This is a genomic window from Pseudomonas haemolytica, assembly GCF_009659625.1.
Taxonomy (GTDB): Bacteria; Pseudomonadota; Gammaproteobacteria; order Pseudomonadales; family Pseudomonadaceae; genus Aquipseudomonas; species Aquipseudomonas haemolytica.
This window is the reverse complement of the sequence record NZ_VOIW01000004.1, coordinates 453,719-476,531: the sequence shown is the minus strand read 5'-3', so window position 1 is coordinate 476,531 and position 22,813 is coordinate 453,719. Positions and strand designations below refer to the sequence as shown.

General features: G+C 59.3%; 21 protein-coding genes. 9 read left to right on the top strand and 12 right to left on the bottom strand.

Annotation, left to right across the window (positions count from 1 at the left end; translation table 11 throughout):
* Positions 1 to 147: 147 nt before the first annotated feature.
* Together FRT59_RS16060 and FRT59_RS16055 are read right to left on the bottom strand one after the other, a co-directional pair.
* Positions 148 to 531: a PaaI family thioesterase gene (locus FRT59_RS16060; RefSeq protein WP_052224518.1), complete on the bottom strand. Its 384-nt coding sequence runs from the start codon at positions 529 to 531 to the stop codon at positions 148 to 150.
* The gene (locus FRT59_RS16055) at positions 531 to 2,855 is read right to left on the bottom strand and encodes a Tex family protein (RefSeq protein WP_153871659.1); all 2,325 of its coding nucleotides are present in this window, start codon (positions 2,853 to 2,855) and stop codon (positions 531 to 533) included. Before FRT59_RS16055 ends, FRT59_RS16060 begins: the two co-directional genes overlap by 1 nt.
* Before the next feature lie 356 nt (positions 2,856 to 3,211).
* Here FRT59_RS16055 and ompR point away from each other — a divergent pair, with 356 nt between their 5' ends.
* Both ompR and FRT59_RS16045 read left to right on the top strand, forming a co-directional pair.
* Positions 3,212 to 3,952, top strand: coding sequence for an osmolarity response regulator transcription factor OmpR (ompR, locus tag FRT59_RS16050; protein WP_034117231.1), 741 nt, complete (start codon positions 3,212 to 3,214; stop codon positions 3,950 to 3,952).
* A 116-nt stretch (positions 3,953 to 4,068) separates the two neighbouring features.
* Entirely contained in the window at positions 4,069 to 5,382 is a 1,314-nt protein-coding gene (locus FRT59_RS16045) for an ATP-binding protein (protein ID WP_034117232.1), read from the top strand.
* Positions 5,383 to 5,478: 96 nt separating this feature from the next.
* On the opposite strand, the gene rimK is transcribed toward FRT59_RS16045, so the two are convergent.
* From rimK to rimA, 3 genes are read right to left on the bottom strand one after another with little or no spacing between them, the layout of a single operon-like run.
* On the bottom strand, positions 5,479 to 6,384 hold the full coding sequence (rimK, locus tag FRT59_RS16040) for a 30S ribosomal protein S6--L-glutamate ligase (RefSeq protein ID WP_034117233.1): 906 nt from the start codon (positions 6,382 to 6,384) through the stop codon (positions 5,479 to 5,481).
* On the bottom strand, positions 6,381 to 6,863 hold the full coding sequence (gene rimB, locus FRT59_RS16035; protein ID WP_153871658.1) for a retropepsin-like aspartic endopeptidase RimB: 483 nt from the start codon (positions 6,861 to 6,863) through the stop codon (positions 6,381 to 6,383). The genes rimK and rimB overlap by 4 nt, the downstream gene beginning before the upstream one ends.
* Positions 6,864 to 6,876: 13 nt before the next feature.
* On the bottom strand, positions 6,877 to 7,656 hold the full coding sequence (gene rimA / locus FRT59_RS16030) for a S6 modification regulatory phosphodiesterase RimA (RefSeq protein WP_162524885.1): 780 nt from the start codon (positions 7,654 to 7,656) through the stop codon (positions 6,877 to 6,879).
* A 116-nt stretch (positions 7,657 to 7,772) separates the two neighbouring features.
* Between rimA and FRT59_RS16025 the strand changes: the two genes are divergently transcribed.
* Complete coding sequence (locus FRT59_RS16025) at positions 7,773 to 8,180, top strand: RNA-binding S4 domain-containing protein (RefSeq protein WP_162524886.1); 408 nt, start codon at positions 7,773 to 7,775, stop codon at positions 8,178 to 8,180.
* Positions 8,181 to 8,255: 75 nt separating this feature from the next.
* Here the strand turns inward: FRT59_RS16025 and FRT59_RS16020 are convergent, their stop codons facing one another.
* Entirely contained in the window at positions 8,256 to 9,059 is an 804-nt protein-coding gene (locus tag FRT59_RS16020; RefSeq protein ID WP_034117237.1) for a phosphatase PAP2 family protein, read from the bottom strand.
* Positions 9,060 to 9,184: 125 nt separating this feature from the next.
* Between FRT59_RS16020 and hslO the strand changes: the two genes are divergently transcribed.
* Both hslO and FRT59_RS16010 read left to right on the top strand, forming a co-directional pair.
* Entirely contained in the window at positions 9,185 to 10,087 is a 903-nt protein-coding gene (hslO, locus tag FRT59_RS16015) for an Hsp33 family molecular chaperone HslO (RefSeq protein ID WP_153871657.1), read from the top strand.
* 179 nt (positions 10,088 to 10,266) lie between these two features.
* A complete protein-coding gene (locus tag FRT59_RS16010) occupies positions 10,267 to 11,808 on the top strand; it encodes a phosphoenolpyruvate carboxykinase (protein ID WP_034117239.1) in 1,542 nt (513 codons plus the stop codon).
* Between the two features lie 57 nt (positions 11,809 to 11,865).
* On the opposite strand, the gene FRT59_RS16005 is transcribed toward FRT59_RS16010, so the two are convergent.
* Both FRT59_RS16005 and FRT59_RS16000 read right to left on the bottom strand, forming a co-directional pair.
* Positions 11,866 to 12,729 (bottom strand): EamA family transporter, encoded by an 864-nt coding sequence (locus tag FRT59_RS16005; protein WP_233094210.1) that lies wholly within the window; start codon positions 12,727 to 12,729, stop codon positions 11,866 to 11,868.
* Positions 12,730 to 12,803: 74 nt separating this feature from the next.
* A complete protein-coding gene (locus FRT59_RS16000) occupies positions 12,804 to 13,175 on the bottom strand; it encodes a DUF1493 family protein (protein ID WP_153871656.1) in 372 nt (123 codons plus the stop codon).
* 456 nt (positions 13,176 to 13,631) lie between these two features.
* Between FRT59_RS16000 and FRT59_RS15995 the strand changes: the two genes are divergently transcribed.
* From FRT59_RS15995 to FRT59_RS15985, 3 genes are all read left to right on the top strand, one after another.
* Positions 13,632 to 14,807 (top strand): tetratricopeptide repeat protein, encoded by a 1,176-nt coding sequence (locus FRT59_RS15995; RefSeq protein ID WP_153871655.1) that lies wholly within the window; start codon positions 13,632 to 13,634, stop codon positions 14,805 to 14,807.
* A gap of 226 nt (positions 14,808 to 15,033) precedes the next feature.
* Positions 15,034 to 16,971 carry a RecQ family ATP-dependent DNA helicase gene (locus FRT59_RS15990; protein WP_153871654.1) on the top strand — a complete coding sequence of 646 codons (1,938 nt, stop codon included), beginning with the start codon at positions 15,034 to 15,036 and terminating at the stop codon, positions 16,969 to 16,971.
* 12 nt (positions 16,972 to 16,983) lie between these two features.
* Positions 16,984 to 17,415: an acyl-CoA thioesterase gene (locus FRT59_RS15985; protein ID WP_153871653.1), complete on the top strand. Its 432-nt coding sequence runs from the start codon at positions 16,984 to 16,986 to the stop codon at positions 17,413 to 17,415.
* 64 nt (positions 17,416 to 17,479) lie between these two features.
* On the opposite strand, the gene FRT59_RS15980 is transcribed toward FRT59_RS15985, so the two are convergent.
* From FRT59_RS15980 to fdhD, 3 genes are all read right to left on the bottom strand, one after another.
* A complete protein-coding gene (locus FRT59_RS15980) occupies positions 17,480 to 17,962 on the bottom strand; it encodes a glycine zipper domain-containing protein (protein WP_034117244.1) in 483 nt (160 codons plus the stop codon).
* Positions 17,963 to 18,168: 206 nt separating this feature from the next.
* On the bottom strand, positions 18,169 to 20,517 hold the full coding sequence (locus FRT59_RS15975; RefSeq protein WP_153871652.1) for an FdhF/YdeP family oxidoreductase: 2,349 nt from the start codon (positions 20,515 to 20,517) through the stop codon (positions 18,169 to 18,171).
* A complete protein-coding gene (gene fdhD, locus FRT59_RS15970; protein ID WP_034117246.1) occupies positions 20,514 to 21,353 on the bottom strand; it encodes a formate dehydrogenase accessory sulfurtransferase FdhD in 840 nt (279 codons plus the stop codon). The genes FRT59_RS15975 and fdhD overlap by 4 nt, the downstream gene beginning before the upstream one ends.
* A gap of 244 nt (positions 21,354 to 21,597) precedes the next feature.
* Here fdhD and lysM point away from each other — a divergent pair, with 244 nt between their 5' ends.
* Positions 21,598 to 22,038, top strand: coding sequence for a peptidoglycan-binding protein LysM (gene lysM, locus FRT59_RS15965; protein ID WP_034117247.1), 441 nt, complete (start codon positions 21,598 to 21,600; stop codon positions 22,036 to 22,038).
* Positions 22,039 to 22,089: 51 nt separating this feature from the next.
* Here the strand turns inward: lysM and yrfG are convergent, their stop codons facing one another.
* Positions 22,090 to 22,752: a GMP/IMP nucleotidase gene (gene yrfG, locus FRT59_RS15960; RefSeq protein WP_034117248.1), complete on the bottom strand. Its 663-nt coding sequence runs from the start codon at positions 22,750 to 22,752 to the stop codon at positions 22,090 to 22,092.
* Positions 22,753 to 22,813 lie beyond the last annotated feature (61 nt).

The window sequence follows — 22,813 nt, the reverse complement described above, 5'->3', positions numbered from 1 at the left end:
TAAAACTGGCGTTATCGCCTGGTTTTGAGTCGATTTGACCCGCTTTGAAAAAGCCTACTTCACTCCATGAATTGGGCTATAGCGCAGCAAGAAAATTCCGACGCTGTTACCGCAGCGTCGAAATTAACTCAAATCGAGGGTGGGGAGCTATAGGACAGCGAACGTGCCCTGCGCTTTTGCGACAAGTCTTTCGCCCTGGTACACGTCGGCTTCGACCACCAACGTACGCCGACCGGCATGAATCACCCGGCTGGTGCACAGCACCTCACCGTCTTCCACGGCGCGGATATAGTTGATCTTGCACTCGATGGTGGCGCTCTGCTGGTCGAAACCATGGGCGCTGGAACAGGCCAGCCCCATCGTTATGTCCACCAGGCTGAAAATCGCCCCACCATGGAGCTTGCCCGCGCGGTTGCGCAGGTGCGGCTCCAGGGTCAGGGCCACCTCGGCAACGCCCTCATCCAGGCGTTGCAGGCGGCAGCCGATCAGTTCGCTGAACGCGCTCTGGGTCAAGCCGGCCGGGATTTCCATCAGCGTTTCTTCAACTGTTTGGCGTTGGCAAACAACGATGCCATGGCATTGTTGCTCGGTGCGGCTGGGGTGGTTTCCTTGCGCGGCGCGTTGTTCTGCGATTGGCGCGGTGCCGAACCTGGGCGGGCGCCACGGGCACCGTCGATTTTCTCGCCAGGGGTATCGCTCATGCGCATCGACAGGCCCACGCGTTTGCGTGGAATGTCGACTTCCATGACCTTGACCTTGACCACGTCACCAGCTTTCACCGCTTCGCGAGGGTCCTTGATGAATTTCTCCGACAGCGCGGAGATATGCACCAAGCCATCCTGATGCACACCGATATCCACGAATGCGCCGAAGTTGGTCACGTTGGTCACCACGCCTTCGAGGATCATGCCCAGTTGCAGGTCCTTGAGGTCCTCGACGCCGTCCTGGAACTCGGCCGTCTTGAACTCGGGACGCGGGTCGCGGCCAGGTTTTTCCAGCTCTTGCAGGATGTCGGTGATGGTTGGCACGCCGAAGGTTTCGTCGGTGTACTTTTTTGGTTCAAGGCGCTTGAGGAACGCGGCGTCGCCGATCAGCGAACGGATGTCGCGGTCAGTCTCGGCCGCAATGCGCTGCACCAGCGGGTAGGCTTCCGGGTGAACGGCAGACGCGTCCAGCGGGTTATCGCCATTCATCACGCGTAGGAAGCCGGCAGCCTGTTCAAAGGTTTTTTCACCCAAACGTGCGACTTTTTTCAGCGCGGCGCGGGTTTTGAACGCGCCATTTTCGTCACGGTGGGTGACGATGTTCTGCGCCAGCGTGGAGTTGAGGCCCGAGATCCGCGCCAGCAGCGCCACGGAGGCGGTGTTCACATCCACGCCCACGGCGTTTACGCAGTCCTCCACCACCGCATCCAGGCCGCGTGCCAGTTTCAGCTGCGACACGTCGTGCTGGTACTGGCCGACGCCGATGGATTTAGGGTCGATCTTCACCAGTTCCGCCAACGGGTCTTGCAGGCGACGAGCGATAGAGACAGCACCACGAATCGACACATCGAGGTCCGGAAACTCCTTGGACGCCAGCTCCGAGGCCGAGTACACCGAAGCGCCCGCCTCGGAAACCATGACCTTGGTCATCTTCATGGCTGGGTATTTTTTGATCAGTTCGGCGGCCAGCTTGTCGGTTTCGCGACTGGCGGTGCCGTTGCCGATGGCGATCAGGTCCACCGCGTGCTTGGCGCACAGTGCGGCAAGGATCGCCAGGGTCTGGTCCCATTTGTTGTGGGGTACGTGTGGGTACACGGTGGCGTGGTCCAGCAGCTTGCCGGTAGCGTCGACCACCGCGACCTTGCAGCCGGTACGCAGGCCCGGGTCGAGGCCCAGGGTGGCACGCGGGCCGGCCGGTGCGGCCAGCAGCAGGTCGTGCAGGTTGTGGGCGAACACGTTGATCGCCTCGGTTTCGGCGCCGTCGCGCAGCTCACCCAGCAGGTCAGTTTCCAGGTGGGTGTAGAGCTTGACCTTCCAGGTCCAGCGCACGACTTCACTGAGCCACTTATCCGCAGGACGATTCTGATTCTGGATGCCGAATTGTTGACCGATCATGCCTTCGCACGGGTGCATGGTGCCCGGCAGCTCGTCGCCGACTTTCAGCGCGGAGCTGAGAATGCCTTCGTTGCGGCCGCGGAAAATCGCCAGGGCACGGTGGGAGGGCATGCTTTTGAGCGGCTCGTCGTGTTCGAAGTAGTCGCGGAACTTGGCGCCTTCTTCCTCTTTGCCGGCGATGACGCGGGCGCTGAGGATGGCTTCCTGCTTCAGGTAGGTACGCAGTTTTTCCAGCAGGCTGGCGTTCTCGGCGAAGCGCTCCATCAGGATGTACTTGGCGCCTTCAAGGGCGGCCTTGACGTCGGCAACGCCTTTTTCCGCGTCGATAAAACGGGCGGCTTCGGTTTCCGGGGTCAGCGACGGGTCGTTGAACAGACCATCGGCCAAGTCGCCCAGACCGGCTTCCAGGGCGATCTGGCCCTTTGTACGACGTTTCTGTTTGTACGGCAGGTAAAGGTCTTCGAGGCGGGTCTTGGTGTCCGCGAGCTTGATATCGCGTTCCAGTTGCGGGGTCAGCTTGCCCTGCTCCTCGATGCTGGCGAGGATGCTGATACGCCGTTCGTCGAGTTCTCGCAGGTAGCGCAGGCGCTCTTCCAGGTGCCGCAATTGGATGTCGTCGAGGCTGCCGGTCACTTCTTTTCGGTAACGGGCGATGAAAGGCACCGTAGAGCCTTCATCCAGTAGAGCGACGGCCGCTTCGACCTGCTGTGGGCGTACACCGAGTTCCTCGGCGATGCGGCTGTTGATGCTGTCCATAAAACCACCTGAAATTCTTAAAATCAGCTCGCCGGCCCGTAAAACAAGGCACGGTGAGGCTGGTTGAGCGGCCCGACTGGCGCCGCTGCCTGGGTCAAGAGGCTGCCTATTGACCCTCGAAATCGAAAAATTCACGACAAGCGGGTAAAAAAAGCCCGGCAGCAAACGGTAACGATCTGACGTTGCCCTGCACGGAGGCGCCGCATTATAACCAGCGTTCTGCCCTTGGGGGGTACTGCGCCGGAGGTTGTAGGGCGTGGGTTCGCTGGCAGTAGATGAAAAATCTGCTAACAATGCACACGGTGCGTATAACGGCAGCTACGCCATAATGCGCGCCGAGATAAGAGGAGCATCCAATGAGCAGCACCGCACAAACTGCTGAAGGCGAAAAAATTCTCATCGTTGATGACGATCCGGGGCTGAGCAGCCTGCTGGAGCGTTTTTTCAACTCCAAGGGCTACCGTGCCCGCGCGGTGCCGAACACCGAGCAGATGGATCGCCTGTTAGGGCGTGAAGTGTTCAACCTGGTCGTACTCGACCTGATGTTGCCTGGCGAAGATGGCCTCACCGCTTGCAAGCGCCTGCGCGGTGCGAACAACCAGATTCCAATCATCATGCTCACCGCCAAGGGCGATGAACTGAGCCGCATCAAAGGCCTCGAACTGGGCGCTGATGATTACCTGGCCAAGCCGTTCAACCCTGATGAGCTGATGGCGCGGGTCAAGGCCGTATTACGGCGCCAGGCCCCATCGGTACCGGGCGCACCGGGCAGCGAAGACGAAAGCGTCACCTTTGGCGACTACGAACTGTCGCTGGCCACCCGTGAACTCAAGCGTGGTGAAGAAGTGCACATGCTCACCACCGGCGAATTCGCGGTGCTCAAGGCTTTGGTGATGAACGCTCGCCAGCCGCTGACCCGTGACAAGCTGATGAACCTGGCTCGTGGTCGGGAATGGGATGCCCTGGAGCGTTCTATCGACGTGCAGATCTCCCGATTGCGCCGAATGATTGAGCCGGACCCATCCAAGCCGCGGTATATCCAAACGGTGTGGGGTGTGGGTTATGTGTTTGTGCCGGATGGCACCGCAACCAAGTGACCGATGATTTGCAGGGCGGGTATCCTGGCGTTTGACTCCATAAGGGTCGACGGGATACCCGGCGTCTGCAATTCTGCGAGCACCGCTCGTTCCTGCAAGGTGTGCAGCTTTCATCTATGAAAACCCCGCTGTGGTTCCCGCAAAGTTTCTTCTCCCGCACCCTCTGGTTGGTGCTGATCGTCGTTCTGTTTTCCAAGGCCCTCACGCTGGTTTATCTGTTGATGAACGAAGACGTGCTGGTGGACCGACAGTACAGCCACGGTGTCGCCCTGACATTACGTGCGTACTGGGCCGTGGATCCCGAGAACCGTGAAAAGGTGGCAAAGGCATCGACGCTGATTCGGGTTGACGGGGCCGGTGTGCCTGAGGGCGAGCAGCATTGGCCTTACAGTGAGATCTACCAGCGCCAGATGCAGGCCGAGTTGGGCGACGACACAGAGGTGCGGCTGCGCATGCATGTTTCACCTGCGCTGTGGGTGCGGGCGCCAAGCCTGGGAGATGCCTGGATCAAGGTTCCGCTTTATCCGCATCCGCTGCGCGGGCAGAAAATCTGGAACGTGTTGGGCTGGTTCCTGGCCATCGGCTTGCTTTCAACGGCGTCCGCCTGGATTTTCGTCCGTCAGCTCAACCAACCACTCAAGCGCCTGGTTTTTGCCGCTCGCCAATTGGGCCAGGGGCGCAGTGTGCGCCTGCCGGTGAGCGATACGCCCAGTGAGATGACCGAAGTTTACGGCGCGTTCAACCAGATGGCGGAAGACGTCGAACAGGCCGGGCGCGAGCGCGAGTTGATGCTGGCCGGGGTGTCCCATGACTTGCGCACGCCATTGACTCGATTGCGCTTGTCCTTGGAACTGATGGGTAACCATTCCGACCTCACCGATGACATGGTTCGCGACATCGAAGACATGGACGCAATCCTGGACCAGTTCCTGGCGTTCATCCGCGACGGCCGTGATGAGGTGGTTGAGGAGGTCGACCTGACAGACCTCGTGCGTGAGGTGGTTGCGCCCTATAACCAGAACGGTGATCAGGTGCGCATGCGGCTGGAGCCGATCCAGCCGTTCGCGCTGCGTCGGGTGTCTATGAAGCGCCTGCTGAACAATCTTATCGGCAACGCCTTGCACCATGCCGGTTCCGATGTGGAAGTGGCGGCGTACGTCTCCGGCGACAGTGCAGCACCTTATGTGGTGTTGAGCGTGATGGACCGTGGTGCGGGGATCGACCCGGCTGAGCTGGAGGGCATCTTCAACCCCTTCACTCGCGGCGACCGAGCCCGTGGTGGCAAGGGTACCGGGTTGGGGTTGGCGATCGTACGGCGTATCGCCTCGATGCATGGCGGCAATGTGGAACTGCGCAACCGGGAAGAAGGCGGGCTGGAAGCGCGGGTGCGGCTGCCGCTTGGTCTGATGCTGCCTAGAGATGCGGTATAGAGGCAGTGGCAAGCTTTAAGCTTCAAGCTGCAAGAGAAGAGCAAACTGCTTTTGCTCCTTCTTGCAGCTTATAGCTTGATGCTACCAACTGCTCCTCTAGCCTTTGCCCTTGGTCCTCGTCATATTCGGCCCACCATTCTTCTCCAAGTGCTGAATGATGATCCCCGCCACATCCTTGCCAGTAGTTGTCTCGATCCCTTCAAGGCCCGGCGAGGAGTTCACCTCCATCACCAGCGGCCCATGGTTGGAGCGCAGGATATCGACACCTGCAACGCTCAACCCCATCACCTTGGCAGCCCGCAACGCGGTCATGCGTTCTTCCGGGGTAATCTTGATCAAGCTGGCACTGCCGCCACGATGGAGGTTGGAGCGGAACTCTCCCGGCTTGGCCTGGCGCTTCATGGCCGCAATCACCTTGTCGCCCACCACGAAGCAGCGGATATCCGCACCGCCAGCTTCCTTGATGTATTCCTGCACCATGATGTTCTGCTTGAGGCCCATGAACGCCTCGATGACTGATTCCGCTGCCGTTGCTGTTTCACACATCACCACGCCGATGCCCTGGGTGCCTTCCAGCACCTTGATCACCAGCGGTGCGCCATTGACCATCTCGATCAGGTCGGGGATGTCATCCGGGGAATGGGCAAAGCCGGTGACCGGCAGGCCGATACCTCGGCGCGACAGCAACTGCAGCGAACGCAGCTTGTCCCGCGAGCGTGCAATGGCCACGGATTCATTCAGCGGGAACACCCCCATCATTTCAAACTGGCGCAATACTGCGCAGCCATAAAACGTCACCGAGGCGCCGATACGCGGGATCACTGCGTCAAAGCCTTCCAGGGGTTTGCCCCGGTAATGGATCTGCGGCTTGTGGCTGGCAATGTTCATGTAGGCACGCAACGTGTCGATCACCACCATTTCGTGGCCACGTTCGGTGCCGGCCTCGACCAGACGGCGGGTGGAATACAGACGCGGGTTTCGCGACAGCACAGCAATCTTCATGCAGCACCTGGGGCAGAAATAGTGGAGACCGGGAACACCGGCTTGTCTTGAACGTACTTGACGCCGGGGCTGACCACCAATTGGCCGTCAATCAGCGCCTTGGAGCCCAGCAACAGGCGATAACGCATGGCTTTGCGGCAGGCGAGGGTGAATTCCACCCGCCATACCCGATCACCCAACGCCAGGGTAGTGCTTATCACGTAGCGCACCTGCGCATGGCCGTTGGAGCTCTTGATGGTCTTCATGGTCACCAGGAGCGCTTCGCAGCGGCGGTGACGCAGTTGCACCACGCTGCCCAGGTGCGCGGTAAAGCGCACCCATTTTTCACCGTCACGCTCAAAGGGTTCGATATCGGTGGCGTGCAGGCTTGAGGTGCTGGCACCGGTGTCGATCTTCGCGCGCAGGCCCGCCACTCCCAGGTCGGGAAGTGCCACCCACTCACGCAGACCCACAACGGTCAAATGGTCAAATGTCTTCAATATGGGTAACCGGTTAATTCGCCCAGGCCTGAGGAGAAACCTCGGCCAACGCTTTGAATGCGGGCCTGGCGAACCAGTAGCCCTGCATCAGAAATATTCCGCAGTCGAACAGGAAGTCGCGCTCGCCGGCACTTTCGATGCCTTCGGCGATGACAGTAACCCCCAACTGCTCACAGATTGTGACAATCCCCTGGACGATCACCTGGCGGACACGGTCCTGGTCGACATCGCGGATCAGCGCCATGTCGAGTTTGATCAAGTCAGGTTGGAAATCGGCCAGCAGGTTCAGCCCCGAATAGCCCGCGCCGAAATCGTCGATGGCGGTCATGAAGCCGAATTCGCGGTATTCACGCAGAATATTCGTCAAATGGCGATAGTTATCTACGTGCTCGTGTTCGAGGGTCTCGAAAATCAGCCGGTCTAAGGGAAAGTTATGCGCCCGTGCCGCCTCCAAGGTGCTGCGAATACACAGCTCAGGCCGATACACGGCATTGGGCATGAAGTTAATGGATAGGCGGGTTTGCATCCCCAAGGCGGCAGCCCCGGCAATCGCCTGTGTACGGCAACGCTGGTCGAAGCGGTAACGGTTGCTTTCATTGACCTGTGCCAGCACCGACAGCGCGCCCTCGCCGTGGGTGCCCCGCACCAAGGCTTCGTGGGCAAAAACAGAGTGATCCCGAAGGTCTACGATAGGCTGGTAGGCGAAGGCGAAATCAAAGCCCAAGGGCTCGCTTTGCTGGCAGCCAACGCACCGCAGGTCGGGCGAGGTGAGTGAAATGGGAAAGTCGGTCACAGCGAATCCTCGCGAAAACGGGGTGCTACCTGGCGTATCTTAGGTGAGCCTTGGGATTTATGCGTCGAAGGGTTTCAACGGTAAAGTTGCGACATTTTTCAGAGCGAGGAATTCAAGTGGCTCAAAAGCAGGAAGAGGAAGAAAAGGTCCGGCTGGACAAGTGGTTGTGGGCGGCGCGGTTCTATAAAACCCGCGCCCTGGCCAAGGCCGCCATCGAGAGTGGCAAGGTGCACCATCGCGGCGAGCGCTGCAAGCCGGGCAAAGAGCCACGTGTGGGAGATGAGTTGCAGATCCGCGTGGGTTTTGACGAAAAAACCGTCGTGGTTCAGGCGCTTTCTGTCGTGCGCCGTGGAGCACCCGAAGCGCAGGCGCTGTACGCCGAGACCGAAGCGAGTATTGCCAAACGTGAAAGCGCGGCGGCCCTGCGCAAAGCCGGCGCTACCGGCATGACCACCGATGGCAAGCCGAGCAAGAAGCAGCGCCGCGATCTGTTCAAGTTCCGTGGCAGTGGCAACGACGATTGACTGCACAAATCTACAGTCGGCAGCAGATCAAAATGTGGGAGTGGGTAAGTCCCCTCCCACCTTTAGCTCGCGGTATTAAGCGGTTGTGCGCATGACACTCAGTCGCCCGATCACCGGCAGTTTGCCCAGCAATCCGAACACCGGCGCGGTTACCCGCAACAGGAACCCCGACACCTTCGCCGCAAATGGCGTGTAATACCCCCACCCCAGCGCCAACAGCGCCAGCAGCACCCCACCGATGTAATCGTCCTGGCCCCAGTGCGCGCCCGCTACCAGTCGCGGCATCATGAACAGCAGCGCCAGGCCCCAGATCACCAGCACCTGGCCGATGCGCTTGGCAAACACGCTCATGAACATCGCCCAGATCAACAGCACCGAAGCGTGATCGCCAGGGAAGCTCTGGCTGGAACGGTCCTTCAGCTCCCAGGTTTTCTCCAGCCCTGGGAAAAAATCGCTCATTTGAATCGCGCCGCTGATCACCATCGACGGGCTACTGTGCTGCCAGCCCATCTGCGCGGCGAGTTTGGAGAACAACATGCGGATAAACAGCAACAGCAGCAAAATGCAGAGGAAGCCAAAAAACGCCTGGCGCACCTGCACGGCCTTGAATACCCAGTCGCCGCGTATCAGCAAGGCCAGCAGAATCACGCCGACCACTGCATCAAATGGCCGCAGGCTGGCCACGGCCCACACATGCAACCAAGTCGAGTTAGTCGCCAGCGGGCCGTTGAGCAGATGAAACAGCCACTCGTCGAAAATCACACAGAGCATCTGGCCCGTGGGCCACAGCCAAAAACACAGCAGCCCGATAGCGAGTAGATTGCAAAGAGCCCATCGCCGGAGGTCCCACTTGGCTTGGAACAAACCCGGATTGTTCATAAACTGTCCCTCTTCGCTCTATTAAGCTCTCCATTTCCAGGAGAAAGTCGCACCAAGATGGTGCTAAAGCGTTCAATTTTATAAACCTTGTAATCATTTTGTCATCACTTCAGATACCCAGACCTATGACTGATCTACCGGATTCCGACTTCACCCAACGCTTTATCTTCGATGAGAGCGACGCCCGCGGCGAGATGGTCTCGTTGGAGCGCAGCTATGCCGAAGTCCTTGCCAAGCACCCCTATCCGGAGCCAGTCGCGCAACTGCTCGGCGAGCTGATGGCAGCCGCTGCGCTGCTGGTTGGCACCATGAAGTTCGACGGTTTGCTGATCTTGCAGGCTCGCTCCGAAGGGCCGGTTCCCATGCTGATGATCGAATGCTCCAGTGAGCGCGAAATCCGTGGCCTGGCCCGTTACGAAGCCGATCAGATTGCCGCGGACGCGACCCTGGCCGACCTGATGCCCAACGGCGTGCTGGCGCTTACCGTCGACCCGACCGAGGGCCAGCGCTACCAGGGTATCGTCGATCTCGATGGCGAAACCCTGTCCGAATGCTTCACCAACTACTTCGTGATGTCCCAGCAAGTGGGCACCAAGTTCTGGCTTATCGCAGGCGGCAAACGGGCCCGTGGCCTGCTGGTGCAACAACTGCCAGCCGATCGCATCAAGGATGACGATGATCGCGCTGAAAGCTGGCGCCATATCATCGCCTTGGCCGACACGTTGAAGGCCGAAGAACTACTGGGCCTGAACAACGAAACCATCCTGCACCGCCTGTACCATGAAGAGGCCGTGCGCCTGTTCGATGCACAGAGCCTGCGCTTCAATTGCAGTTGCTCGCGCGAGCGTTCGGGCAATGCGTTGGTCAGCCTCGGCCTGGAAGATGCGCAAAACCTGGTGGTGGAACACGGCGGCCATATCGAGATCGACTGCCAGTTCTGCAATGAGCGTTATCTGTTCGATGCGGCGGATGTAGCCCAATTGTTCGCCGGTGCAGGCATCGATACCCCTTCCGACACCCGCCACTAAAACGTTTAAGCACAGGTAAATCACCTGACAAACGCCGAGATAGCGCTGTTCTGACGGGAGGGCCCTACTCTTTTTGGGCTTTTCTGGCATAATCCGGCCCACTTTTTTCGCGGTAGTAGTGCGCAACTTTCTACTACAAAACGTTTGGAGCACTCGGCCATAGGCCGACGGGGAACCTCATGACGCAAGCCAATAACGCCGTATACACCGATCTGAGTGTTGACGATCTGGTCAAAGAAGCCCTGCAGCGCGGTGAAGGCGTGCTTGCCGATACTGGCGCGCTGGTCGTGGAAACCGGTCATCGTACCGGGCGTTCGCCGGTTGACCGTTTCATCGTTGAAGAGCCTTCCACCCAGGACGCCATTGCCTGGGGGCCGATCAACCGCAAGTTCCCGGCCGACAAGTTCGACGCCCTGTGGGCTCGCGTCGAGGCGTTCAACAACGCGCAAGAGCATTTCGTTTCCCATGTTCACGTAGGGGCCGCAGAAGACCACTACCTGGCCGTGAAAATGACCACCCAGACAGCCTGGCAGAACCTGTTCGGTCGTTGCCTGTTCATCAACCCGGCCCAATACAACCCGGCCGGGCGTGAAGAGTGGCAAGTGCTCAACGTGGCCAACTTCGAATGCGTGCCAGAGCGTGACGGCACCAACTCCGACGGTTGCGTGATCCTCAACTTCGCCCAGAAAAAAGTGCTGATCGCCGGCATGCGTTACGCCGGTGAAATGAAAAAAGCCATGTTCTCGGTGCAGAACTTCCTGCTGCCGGCTTCCGACGTACTGCCGATGCACTGCGCCGCCAACATTGGCGAAGCGGGCGACGTGACCCTGTTCTTCGGCCTGTCCGGCACCGGCAAGACCACCCTGTCCGCCGACGAAAGCCGCTACCTGATCGGTGACGACGAACACGGTTGGGGCGAAGGCGTGGTGTTCAACATCGAAGGCGGTTGCTATGCCAAGTGCATCGACCTGTCCGAGAAGAACGAGCCGGTGATCTGGAAAGCCATCAAGCACGGCGCCGTGCTGGAAAACGTGGTGATCGACGACGCCAAGCACGCCGACTACGCTGACGTCAGCCTGACCCAGAACAGCCGTGCCGCCTACCCGCTGGAGCACGTTGCCAAGCGTTCCGAGAAGAACCTGGGTGGCGAGCCGAACGCGGTGATCTTCCTGACCTGCGACCTGACCGGCGTACTGCCGCCCGTGTCGATCCTCAGCGAAGAACAAGCGGCCTACCACTTCCTGTCCGGCTACACCGCACTGGTGGGCTCGACCGAAATGGGTTCCGGCAGCGGCATCAAGTCGACCTTCTCTACCTGCTTCGGCGCGCCGTTCTTCCCACGCCCGGCTGGCGAATACGCAGAGCTGCTGATCAAGCGCATCCGTGGTTTCGGCTCCAAGGTCTACCTGGTCAATACCGGCTGGACTGGTGGCGGCTACGGCGTCGGCAAACGCTTCAACATCCCGACCACTCGCGGCGTGATCGCAGCGATCCAGAGCGGCGCGTTGATCGGTGCTGAAACCGAGCACCTCGACACCATCAACCTCGACGTGCCATTGGCCGTACCGGGCGTTGACACCGGCCTGTTGAACCCACGTAACACCTGGGCTGACAAGGCTGCTTACGATGAAGCAGCGAAGGCGCTGGCTGGCCTGTTCATCGAGAACTTCAAGAAGTTCGAAGTGAGCGATGCAATCAAGGCTGCGGGTCCTAAGTTGTAAGGTTTAGCTGTTGTGAAAAAGCCGCCTCTTGCAGGCGGCTTTTTTGTGCGCGCAGGGTTAGTCGGCGATGTGCAGCACCACGGCACCGAGCAGCACGAGCACTACCCCGAGCACCTGCACCGCCGACAATCGCTCCTTGAAAAACACAAACCCCAGGATCGCCGCGATACCGCCTGACAGCGTACTGATCACGGTCACGACCGAAACCGAGCCGGCCATCGCCCCCCACGAAAACGCCGAGAACCCGCCGAGGTTCATCAGACTCGCACCGGTCAACGTCGCGCAGTTCTTCAGCGGTGGAATCTTCAGGCCGTCCTTGATCTTCAGCACCATCACCACCAGCACGCACAGGCCCACCAGGTAACCCAGCCACAACATGGTGATCGGTCCCAGCGCCGGTAATGTGTAGCGGCCTTGTAGCCAGAAACTGGTGCCGTACAACAACGCGGCGAGCATGGCGTAGGCGATGGAGAGGCGCGGATTGTTGTGGGGCGTGCCGTTGTCCTTGTGGATGCTGGACAGGACCACGCCGATCACGCACAGCGCGATGCAGCCGAGTTGGACCAGGCTGATCTGCTCACCGCTGGCCCAGGACAGCAGGGTGGTCACGACACCGTAGGACGTTACCAGCGGCGCGACGATGGCAGCTTTGCCCAGGGCGAAAGCCTTGGATAGCGCGAGTGCGCCGGAAACGGTCAGCAGGGCGGCTGCGATGCCCAGAAGCCAGACGCTCAACGGCGCACCGAGGGATTTGAAGAGGAAGGCCGGGAAGATGACCATCAGCAGGGTCATGATCAAAAAGCCGAGGGCTTGGCCGAAATACACTGCGCGCTTAACGCCAACGGCGCGGGCATTGAGGCCCACCAGAAAGTCTGTGCCACCCCAGAGCAGGGCGGCCAGCAGGCCCATTGTTACGTCCATGTAAGGTCCTTGTTCTAGGTAGCGCTCGCCAGGCTAGCGCAGATCGAATGTGGGATTGCTCCCACATTTGAATCTCAGCGTTCTTGGGATCTGCTCAGGTTTTCCAACGTTTGCGTGTCCCAACGGTGCGTCTTGACCGCCAGGTAGAGCATGTCAATGGTCAGCGGGACTTTGTCGCCACGGCCCTTGGCGCGACGCTTCAAGAACACGTCGAACACTGGTGGTTGGAAGTAACGATAAGCGTCGTAGTCGCCCAGGTCGACCGCAAAATCCTGTTCCAGTGCGTCCATGAACTGCTTGGCCTCGGCGCCATCGCAACCAAGGTCGAAGTTGAGCGAGGTTTGCAGGCGAATGGTCTTGTGTTGTGGCAGACCGATTTCTTCATGCAGCAATTGCAGGAGCTGCTGCATGACAGAGTCTTCGGGGAATTGGGGGGCCAGGTTCATGGTGGGAGCACGTAGGAGTGGGTGAGGGAGCCTGTTGCGCTTCAGGCGGTAGTTGGATGAAGAGAGCCAAGCCTATCAAGAACAGTGCCAGGGGAAGGAGTTGAATGTTCAGGATGATGGCGACGTAGGGCAGCCAGAACAACAGAACCAGTCCCGTTACGATGAAGGTAACGGCGAAACGCCTTCTTAACGTGCAGTCAGTAATTGTGTAATACAGCAGCAGATGGGGAGCGAATAACAGTGTTGTATGTAGGTAAAGCTACTGACTAAGGTTCATCTGAATACACATGCATTGAGCCCCTTGAGCGCTGCGGGCCGATCTCGTCGTGCTACCCGGTGTTCGATAAAACCACGTCACAATCCGTATAAAAATCCCGCCAAAAATCTGAAATCAGCGTATGTTTCACCGCAAAATCTTGTAGGGCGATTCCGCCCACTACTTAAAGGGAGTTAAGCATGGGTTTGCTTCGTGTCGCTTCGGCGATGTCAGTGTGCGCGATGGCGTTTTCTGTCCAGGCCGAGCAGTTGCCGATTGAGGTGCTCAGTGCGGTGGTCAAGGACCAGAAAATCGCCGACGCCGAGGTGCTGCTGCAACGCAACGGCGCGCAGAACGTGGTGGGCCGTACCAACGCTCAAGGCCAGGTGACGCTGACCAGCGAGGCAGCTGACGATGCCAGCAACCTGCTGATCATCAAGAAACCCGGCTATTCCAACCTGGTGGTGAAGTGCCCGTGCAAAGGCATGACCTACGCTATCAGCCCGGTGATGGAAAACCTCGACGGCCTGCGTGTGGTGTTGACCTGGGGCAAAGCGCCGCGCGACCTCGACTCCCACATGATTTTCCCCGGCAATAACATCTTCTTCCGTAACAAAAAGGGCACCGACGCCGAGTTGGATGTGGATGACACCGACAGCTATGGCCCGGAAACCATCACCCTGCAGAAAAAGCATTACGGTGAAAGCTACGTCTACGCCGTGCATGACTACTCCAACAGCGGCTATCCAAACTCCAGCGAGTTGTCCAACAGCGAGGCCAAGGTGTTTGTGTACATGGGGCAATCCCTGGTACGCACCTACTATGTGCCGCAGAACCGTACCGGTAACCTGTGGACCGTGTTCCGCATGACCGGCAGTGGCGATTTCCAGGACATCAACACCTTCACTGGCGTGAGAGTCGGCGCTGAAGATGTGCTTAACGAGGTCAAGCCTTTGCTGGATGACAGTGTGGCCGTCACCGCAGTCACGGTCAGTTCGGCGGTACAGGCGGATGCGAAGAAGCTGAACCTGCAAGGCGAAGCTGCCTACCAGGCGGGTAACCTGGACCAGGCTATCGACTACTTCCGCCAAGCCATTGAGCTGGATAACAGCTTCGGTAAGGCTTACGGCAATCTTGGTCTGGCGTATCAGAAAGCGGGTAACACCGCGGAATCGATCTGGGCCAACCGCAAGGCTATTGCTCTGGCTACGGGTTCCAATGCCGCAACGGTACGCGCCGGTGCCTACTACAACATTGCGCGGATCTACGAAGCGGCTGGGCAGTTCCCGGATGCATTGCGTCACTATCAGATGGCCAAGCAGCAGAAGGCCAACCCGGTGTATGACACGGCGATTGAGCGTGTGCAGAATCGCTGATTCTGCGGTGGCGCAGATCTGAAAATGTGGGAGGGGGCAAGCCCCTCCCACATTTGGATCTGTGCCGTTCCTGCTGTTTGCTCGGATTATTCCCACTTCGGCCCTAGGCCATCCCACCGCCTGTGTATCATCCTGTCTCTTTTTTCCTCGCGACCTTTCTCGATTTGCTGAGATTCTCAGGCTATGTTTTTGAGCCAACTCAGCGGTCAATGGAGTGACAGCTTTTATGCACGACACCCTCCAACAGGTCTTCGGTTATCCACAGTTTCGCTTGGGCCAGGAAGAGACGGTCAGCGCCATTCTGGCCGGGCGTTCCGCCGCCGCTATTTTTCCCACTGGGTCGGGCAAGTCCCTGTGTTACCAACTGTCGGCGGTGCTGCTGCCGCACCTGACGCTGGTGGTCTCGCCTTTGCTGGCGTTGATGCAGGACCAGTTGGGTTTCCTGCAACGCCACGGCATTTCGGCAGGCAGTATCGATTCGGCCCAGAGCCGCGATGATGCCAATGATGTAATGGCGCGTGCGCGTTCGGGTGAGCTGAAAATCCTGATGATTTCCGTGGAGCGCCTGAAGAACGAGCGCTTCCGTAACTTCCTGCACAGCGTGCAGATCTCGTTGCTGGTGGTGGATGAGGCGCACTGTATTTCCGAGTGGGGCCACAACTTCCGCCCGGACTATTTGAAGCTGCCCGACTATCAGCGCCAGTTCAATATCCCGCAGGCGTTGCTGCTCACGGCCACGGCCACGCCCAAGGTGATCGCCGACATGCAGGCCAAGTTCGCGATTGCCGCCGGGGATGTGGTGACCACCGGCTTTTACCGGCCCAACCTCAACCTGCTGGTGGAGCCGGTCAGCGGCCAGGACAAGCGTCGCAGGCTGGTGGAGTGGATGAAAGAGCGGGCCAACCAGCCAAGTATCGTCTACGTCACCTTGCAGAAAACCGCCGAGCAGATTGCCGAGCATCTGAACCGTCACGGCATTCAGGCCGAGGCCTATCACGCGGGCTTGCCCCACGATAAGCGCGAGGGCATCCAGCAACGCTTTATGGGTGGGCGCTCCAATTGCATTGTCGCGACCATCGCGTTTGGCATGGGCATCGACAAGAGTGACATCCGCAATGTGGTGCACTTCGACTTGCCCAAATCCATCGAGAACTACAGCCAGGAAATCGGCCGTGCAGGGCGTGACGGCCAGCCATCGGATTGTCTGGTGTTGGCCAACCGCGACAGCCTCAACGTGCTGGAAAATTTTGTGTACGGCGACACGCCGGAGCAGGAGGGCATTTGCCGTGTCCTGGAGGAGCTGCTGGCTGCACGCAGCGAAGGGCAGTGGGAATTTCTGCTGCGGTCGCTGTCGGACCACAGCAATATCCGCGAGCTGCCGCTCAAGACGCTGTTGGTGCAGTTGGAACTCAAGGGCGTGATCGCGCCGCGCTACGCGTTCTATGCCGAGTACCGTTTCAAGTACCTGATCGAACCCGACGCCTTGCTCGCACGGTTTTCCGGTGAGCGGCAGCAGTTTGTCGCGGCGATCATCCAGGTGTGCAAACGTGCCAAAACCTGGGCAACGGTGGATTTCGACGTGCTTTATCAACAGCACAATGCCGAGCGCAGTCGGGTGGTGAAGGCGCTGGATTACTTCCAGGAGCAGGGCCTGATCGAACTGGAAAGCAAGCAGATGACTGAGGTGTACAGTTTGCTCGACACCGATTTCGATCCACAGGTGTTGAGCGCCGAGTTATACACAGGCTTCAAGCAGCACGAGGTGACGGAGGTGGCGCGGATCCACGCCATGCTCGACCTGTTCGCCACCGAATACTGCCTGGGACAGCGCCTGGCTCAATACTTTGGTGATGAAAACGCTCCCCAGCGTTGCGGGCATTGTTCGGTGTGCCACGGTCATATAGCTCATCTACCGGCTCCGCCGAGCTTGCCGCCGCTTGTGGGTAAAAATTTCATGGGGCTCTGCGGTGATTTTATCCACAGGCATCATGAGTACACCGGCTGCTTGCCGGATGCGGAGCGGCTGACGCGCTTCCTCGGGGGTATCAGCGTGCCGTTGTTTACCAAGTTGAAGGCGCGGGGTATTCCCGGGTTTGCTGCGCTGGAGGACTACCCCTACGCCGAGGTACGCGACTGGACCCACGCTCAATTAGACCTACTTTAACGAGAGTTGCCGATGCCCGATTCAACGCCTTTGCGCGCCGATTACCGTCACTTCCAGCCGATCATCACGCGCTGGCACGACAACGATATCTACGGTCATGTAAACAACGTCACCTACTACAGCTTCTTCGACACGGCGGTGAATACCTACCTGATCGAACAGGGTGGGCTGGATATTCATGATGGTGAGGTGGTGGGGTTTGTGGTGAGTTCGGCGTGTGATTACTTCGCGTCGATTTCCTTTCCCGAGCGCATTGAAATCGGCCTGCGGGTGGGCAAGCTGGGTAACAGCTCGGTGCAGTATGAGGTGGCGGTGTTCAAGGCAGGCGAAGAAGAAGCCTGTGCGGCGGGGCGCTTTGTGCATGTGTTTGTGGATCGGGCGTCGAACCAGCCAGTGCCGATTCCGGGGATGTTGCGCGAGGCATTGCAGCGTCTGGTGGCCTGACTTGGCGGCACCAAATGTGGGAGGGGCGTACTCCCACATCTGACTCTGTGGTGTTCTTCAGACTTTACCGATGGTTGCGGTAGTGATGCTTGTTCTTGCGATGCCCATAGGCATGGCCACGGCCGCGATGATCGTCACGGTCATAGCGACGGTTATCCCGGCCACGGTCACGACGGTCGTCGTCATCGCTCTTGTTACCCATGTAGTTGCCCAGTGCGCCACCTGCGCCACCGCCGGCCGCAGACCCGACCAGTGCGCCGGTGCTGCCGCCAACACTGCGGCCTACTACGTTGCCGCCAGCTGCGCCCAGTGCGCCGCCAATGGCTGCTTCGCCACGGCTGCGCTTGTCGGCGCCGACTGCGCTACCGCCCGCGCCGCCCAAGGCTGCGCCGATGGTCGAGCCGGTGTTACCGCCCAACTGCTGGCCGACAACGGAACCTAGAACCCCGCCCAATGCGCCGCCTACACCGGCTTCGGTGGTGCCACCGGCCATGGCTGCGCCACTGACCAGGCCAAGGGACAACAAGAGAATCGAGGAGAACTTCATTCAGGGAAACCTCAAGGGGATGACGGCGCGATCCTGAGGTTGTAGCGGGCGGCTGACAATCGAAATCCGACCGGTGGCATAAGTTGTATACAATTTGCTAAGTTACTGTTTTACATAGGGAACTTAAGTCGTTTTTCCGGGTCTCTTGCTACTTGAGGATGGCCGCTTTCATGCAAAAGCGGCCTTTTTTGTGCCTGCGGATCGAGTCAGGCCGAACGCGCCATGATCAGCCCGTTGTCACTGGCCGCTTCCAAACGAATCGCGACGAACTTCGACGTTGGTGTATGGCTACCCTCCCCAGTGCTTTCCAAGGGCACCAGTGGGTTCACTTCCGGGTAGTAAGCCGCGGCCTGCCCTGCGGGAATGTCAAACGCCAGCAAGGTAAAGCCCTTCACGCGGCGCTCACGGCCGTCTTCCCACAACGACACGATGTCAGCCTTCTGCCCCGGCTTGAAGCCCAGGCGGATGATGTCGGCTTCGTTGACGAACAGCACATCACGCTGGCCCTTGACCCCGCGATAACGGTCGTCCAGGCCATAGATGGTGGTGTTGTACTGATCGTGGGAGCGCATCGACTGCATGATCAGGTCCGGCACTCGGCCCGTGGCGTGGGTGCGTTCGTGGATCAGGTCTTTGGGCAGGATGTTCGGGCGGAAGTTGGCGCGTCCCGACGGCGTGTTCCAGCGGCGCGCGCCGGCTGAGTTGCCAAGATAGAAACCACCTGGGTGCTTGATGCGCTCGTTGAAATCCTTGAAGCCTGGGATGGTGTCGGCGATCAGGTCGCGGATGCGTCCGTAGTCGGCCACCAGCCATTTCCAATCTACCGGTTTGCTGCCCAGGGTGGCGGCGGCGATCCCGGCCAGGATCGCAGGCTCGGATTTCATCAGTGTCGACAGCGGTTGCAGCTGGCCGTTGGAGCCGTGGACCATGCTGAACGAGTCTTCCACCGTCACCGCCTGCGGGCCGTCGGCCTGGATGTCGATATCGGTACGGCCCAGGCATGGCAGGATCAGCGCGTCTTTACCGTGCATCAGGTGGCTGCGGTTGAGCTTGGTGCTGATCTGCACGGTCAGGTCGCAATTGCGCAGCGCTTCGAAGGTGCGCGGGCTGTCTGGCGTGGCTTGGGCGAAGTTGCCGCCCAAACCGATAAACACTTTGGAGCGGCCTTCGAGCATGGCGTGAATCGCTTCCACCACGTTGTGGCCGTTTTCGCGTGGCACCTGGAACTGGAATCGACGCTCCAGGGAGTCGAGGAACGCCACCGGTGGGCGTTCGTTGATACCCATGGTGCGGTCACCCTGCACGTTGCTATGGCCACGCACCGGGCACAGCCCTGCGCCGGGGCGGCCGATATTGCCGCGCAGCAGCATCAGGTTGGCGATTTCCTGGATGGTCGGTACCGAGTGGCGGTGCTGGGTAATCCCCATTGCCCAGCACATGATCACGTTCTTGCCTTTGGCGTACATGCGCGCCGCTTGCTCGATCTCAACCAACGTCAGGCCGGACTGCTCGACGATTTCCTCCCACGAGGTGTCGTCGATCTGGCCCAGGTATTCCAGGACGTTGGTGGTGTGTTCATTCAGGAAGACGTGATCGAACACCGCTTCCTTGCCTTCGGCCAGGGCTTGGCGCTCCCACAGCAGCAGGAACTTGGCCATACCGCGCAGAATGGCCATGTCACCGCCCAACGCCGGGCGCAGGTACGCGGTATTGGTCGGTTTGTCGCCGTTGGTGAGCATTTCCAGCGGGTGTTGTGGGTGCTGGAAGCGTTCCAGGCCACGCTCTTTCAACGGATTGATACACACCACCTGGGCGCCGCGTTTTACCGCTTCGCGCAGCGGTTCAAGCATGCGCGGGTGGTTGGTGCCGGGGTTCTGGCCCCAGACGAAAATAGCGTCGGCATGTTCGAAGTCATCAAAGGTCACGGTGCCTTTGCCCACGCCCACACTCTGCGCCAGGGCTACGCCGCTGGCTTCGTGGCACATGTTCGAGCAGTCGGGAAAATTGTTGGTGCCATAGGCGCGCACAAACAGTTGGTACAGGTAGGCGGCTTCGTTGCTGGCGCGGCCTGAGGTGTAGAACTCGGCCATGTCGGGGCTGGGCAATGCGTTGAGGTGTTTGCCGACCAGATCGAACGCCGCGTCCCAGCTGATGGGCGTGTAGCGGTCGGTTTCGGCGTCATAGCGCATCGGCTCGGTCAGGCGGCCCTGGTATTCCAGCCAATAGTCGCTTTGCTCCAGCAAGGCCGTGACACTGTGCTTGGCGAAGAATGCGGCATCGACGCGGCGCTTGGTGGCTTCCCAGTTGACCGCCTTTGCGCCGTTTTCGCAGAACTTGACCATGCCGCTTTCCGGCGAGTCGCCCCAGGCGCAGCCTGGGCAGTCGAAACCGCCGTTCTGATTGGTCTTGAGCATCATGCGCAGGTTCTTCAGCGCGTTGTCGCTGGTCAGCCAGGCGTGTGCCACGCTGATCAGTGCGCCCCAGCCGCCAGCTGGGCCTTTATAGGGCTTGTAGCGCGGGGTTGGGGTCTGGTCGGCTTGGTGGTGAAGGCTCATGGCTGGTGCTCCATCGCTGGGCTGTAGACCCGTGGCGCGCTTTTCTGCGGCAAGTGGATGAGATTGAGGTTGTGCCGACGCGCCCATTGCAAGGCCAGGCCGGTGGGCGACGACAGGCTCACCAGGGTCTGGATGCCCGCGCGCAGGACTTTCTGGATCAATTCGAGGCTGCAGCGGCTGGTGACAATGGCCAGGCCACCGTCGGTCGGAATCTTTTCGCGGATCAACGCGCCGATCAATTTATCCAGGGCGTTATGCCGGCCGATGTCCTCGCGCCCCAGCAGCAATTCGCCCTGGTGGTTCATAAATACCGCCGCATGCACTGCGCCGCTGTACTGGCCCAGGGGTTGGAACGCACTGATGCGCTGGCGCAGGCCATCGAGCCATTGCGCGGGCGGCAAGGGCGCGCCGGGCAGCACTTGCAGGTCGGGTAGTGCCTGTTCAACTGCTTCTACACCGCACAGGCCGCAACCGCTGGTGCCCGCCAATTGCCGACGCTGCTGCTTGAGGTTCCAGAACGCACGGCTGGAAATCTGCACCTGAGCGTATTGCGCTGAACCGGAACCGCTGATTTTCAGGTCATAAATGTCGCTAACGTCGGCAATAATGCCGCTGCCGAGGCTGAAGCCGACAATGAAGTCTTCCAGATCCGTCGGTGTCACCAGCATCACTGCCTGGCTGATATCGTTATAGGCAATCGCCAGCGCCACTTCTTCGGCCAGCGCGGTGCTGGCGACTTCAGTGTGCTCAAGATTGCAATATTGATAGCTCTGGCTGGCGGCGGGCGCGGTCGTTTCGAGGGCGGGCGCCGCGCAGGTAGGGCGCTTGGCGTTCATGGGGCAGTACCACCGGCGGATTGATCAGTGTTCAGACTAGGCGCGACAAAGGGTCGCGTCTAATTGCCAGTATTGATCTATTGATAGATGGCGTCGATCAAGGCTGATCCGCCGCTGCACTGAGGGCTTATTCCAAGGGCGAGTAATTTCGATACTTTTGGGTCTTTAGTCAGTCTGGAACCCAAGTCTGTAGGACTGGTCTAGTCTTGGGCATCTGGAAATTAAATCCCAAGGAGAGCGCACCATGAGTATTTTTAGCTTTATCAAAGAAGCTGGCGAAAAGATTGTCGACCTGTTGACGCCGGGTAATGCGAACGCCAGTGAGCAGTTGAAGGAGCATGTGAGCAAGGTGGGCCTGGGCAATCCAAACGTGCAGACCACGGTGGATGGCGACAAGGTCACTGTGACCGGTGAAGTGGCTACGCAGGAAGAGAAAGAGAAGATCCTTCTGGCGTTGGGCAACATTGCCGGTGTAGCAAGCGTGGATGACCAGATCACTGTATCCGGCCCTGCGGTTACCGCTGCTCGCTTCGTCGTGGTGAAAAAGGGCGACACCCTCAGCGCGATTTCCCTGGCAGTGTACGGTAACGCCAACCAGTACAACAAGATTTTCGAGGCCAACAAGCCGCTGTTGTCGCACCCTGACAAGATCTACCCAGGCCAGACACTGCGTATCCCTGAGTAATACGCGGGACAAAAATGTGGGAGGGGGCAATAAACCCCCTCCCACATGCGTTTAAAGCCCCGCAATGAGTTCTCGATAATCCCCTACTGCTGAAAACTCTGCAGTGTCCTTTGGCCCCTTTTTGCTATCAGGCTCTTTCACCGCCAACAAATGCCCCACGCCAAAATCCCGGGCACTTCGCAGGATTGGCAAGGTGTCATCGATGAACAGACTACGGGCCGGGTCGAAGTGGATGTCGGCTTGCAAGGCTTCCCAGAACTGTGGGCTTTCCTTGGGGAAACCATAGTCATGAGAGCTGATCAATCGCTCGAAATACGGCGCCAGTTCAATGCGTTCCAGCTTCAATGACAGCGAATCACGATGAGCATTGGTGATCAGGATCACACGCTTGCCGGCCTGTTTGATCGCCGCCAGGAAAGTATCGGCGTCCGGCCGCAGGGCGATCAGGTGGGCGGTTTCCAGCTTGAGCTCACGCACCGGGATCGCAAGTTCAGTGCTCCAGAAATCCAGGCAATACCATTGCAACTGTCCGGCGTTACGCTCGAACAGCGGTTGCAACTCCAACTCGGCCATGGCCCGACTCACGCCGTGAAGTTCGGCGTAGCGGTGGGGCAGGTGCTCCATCCAGAAATGATTGTCGTAATGCAGGTCGAGCAAGGTGCCGTCCATGTCCAGCAGGACGGTGTCGATAGCGTGCCAGGGCAAAGAGGGCATGGTGCGTTCTCACGTAAGTAAAGATATCCGACACAGACAATCGGGAAAGCCACGGTATAGT

Coding starts and splice junctions, on each gene's coding strand:
- FRT59_RS16060 (WP_052224518.1), bottom strand. CDS start 531: ATGGAAATCCCGGCCGGCTTGACCCAGAGCGCGTTCAGCGAACTGATC.
- FRT59_RS16055 (WP_153871659.1), bottom strand. CDS start 2,855: ATGGACAGCATCAACAGCCGCATCGCCGAGGAACTCGGTGTACGCCCA.
- ompR (WP_034117231.1), top strand. CDS start 3,212: ATGAGCAGCACCGCACAAACTGCTGAAGGCGAAAAAATTCTCATCGTT.
- FRT59_RS16045 (WP_034117232.1), top strand. CDS start 4,069: ATGAAAACCCCGCTGTGGTTCCCGCAAAGTTTCTTCTCCCGCACCCTC.
- rimK (WP_034117233.1), bottom strand. CDS start 6,384: ATGAAGATTGCTGTGCTGTCGCGAAACCCGCGTCTGTATTCCACCCGC.
- FRT59_RS16020 (WP_034117237.1), bottom strand. CDS start 9,059: ATGAACAATCCGGGTTTGTTCCAAGCCAAGTGGGACCTCCGGCGATGG.
- hslO (WP_153871657.1), top strand. CDS start 9,185: ATGACTGATCTACCGGATTCCGACTTCACCCAACGCTTTATCTTCGAT.
- FRT59_RS16010 (WP_034117239.1), top strand. CDS start 10,267: ATGACGCAAGCCAATAACGCCGTATACACCGATCTGAGTGTTGACGAT.
- FRT59_RS16005 (WP_233094210.1), bottom strand. CDS start 12,729: ATGGACGTAACAATGGGCCTGCTGGCCGCCCTGCTCTGGGGTGGCACA.
- FRT59_RS16000 (WP_153871656.1), bottom strand. CDS start 13,175: ATGAACCTGGCCCCCCAATTCCCCGAAGACTCTGTCATGCAGCAGCTC.
- FRT59_RS15995 (WP_153871655.1), top strand. CDS start 13,632: ATGGGTTTGCTTCGTGTCGCTTCGGCGATGTCAGTGTGCGCGATGGCG.
- FRT59_RS15990 (WP_153871654.1), top strand. CDS start 15,034: ATGCACGACACCCTCCAACAGGTCTTCGGTTATCCACAGTTTCGCTTG.
- FRT59_RS15985 (WP_153871653.1), top strand. CDS start 16,984: ATGCCCGATTCAACGCCTTTGCGCGCCGATTACCGTCACTTCCAGCCG.
- FRT59_RS15980 (WP_034117244.1), bottom strand. CDS start 17,962: ATGAAGTTCTCCTCGATTCTCTTGTTGTCCCTTGGCCTGGTCAGTGGC.
- FRT59_RS15975 (WP_153871652.1), bottom strand. CDS start 20,517: ATGAGCCTTCACCACCAAGCCGACCAGACCCCAACCCCGCGCTACAAG.
- fdhD (WP_034117246.1), bottom strand. CDS start 21,353: ATGAACGCCAAGCGCCCTACCTGCGCGGCGCCCGCCCTCGAAACGACC.
- lysM (WP_034117247.1), top strand. CDS start 21,598: ATGAGTATTTTTAGCTTTATCAAAGAAGCTGGCGAAAAGATTGTCGAC.
- yrfG (WP_034117248.1), bottom strand. CDS start 22,752: ATGCCCTCTTTGCCCTGGCACGCTATCGACACCGTCCTGCTGGACATG.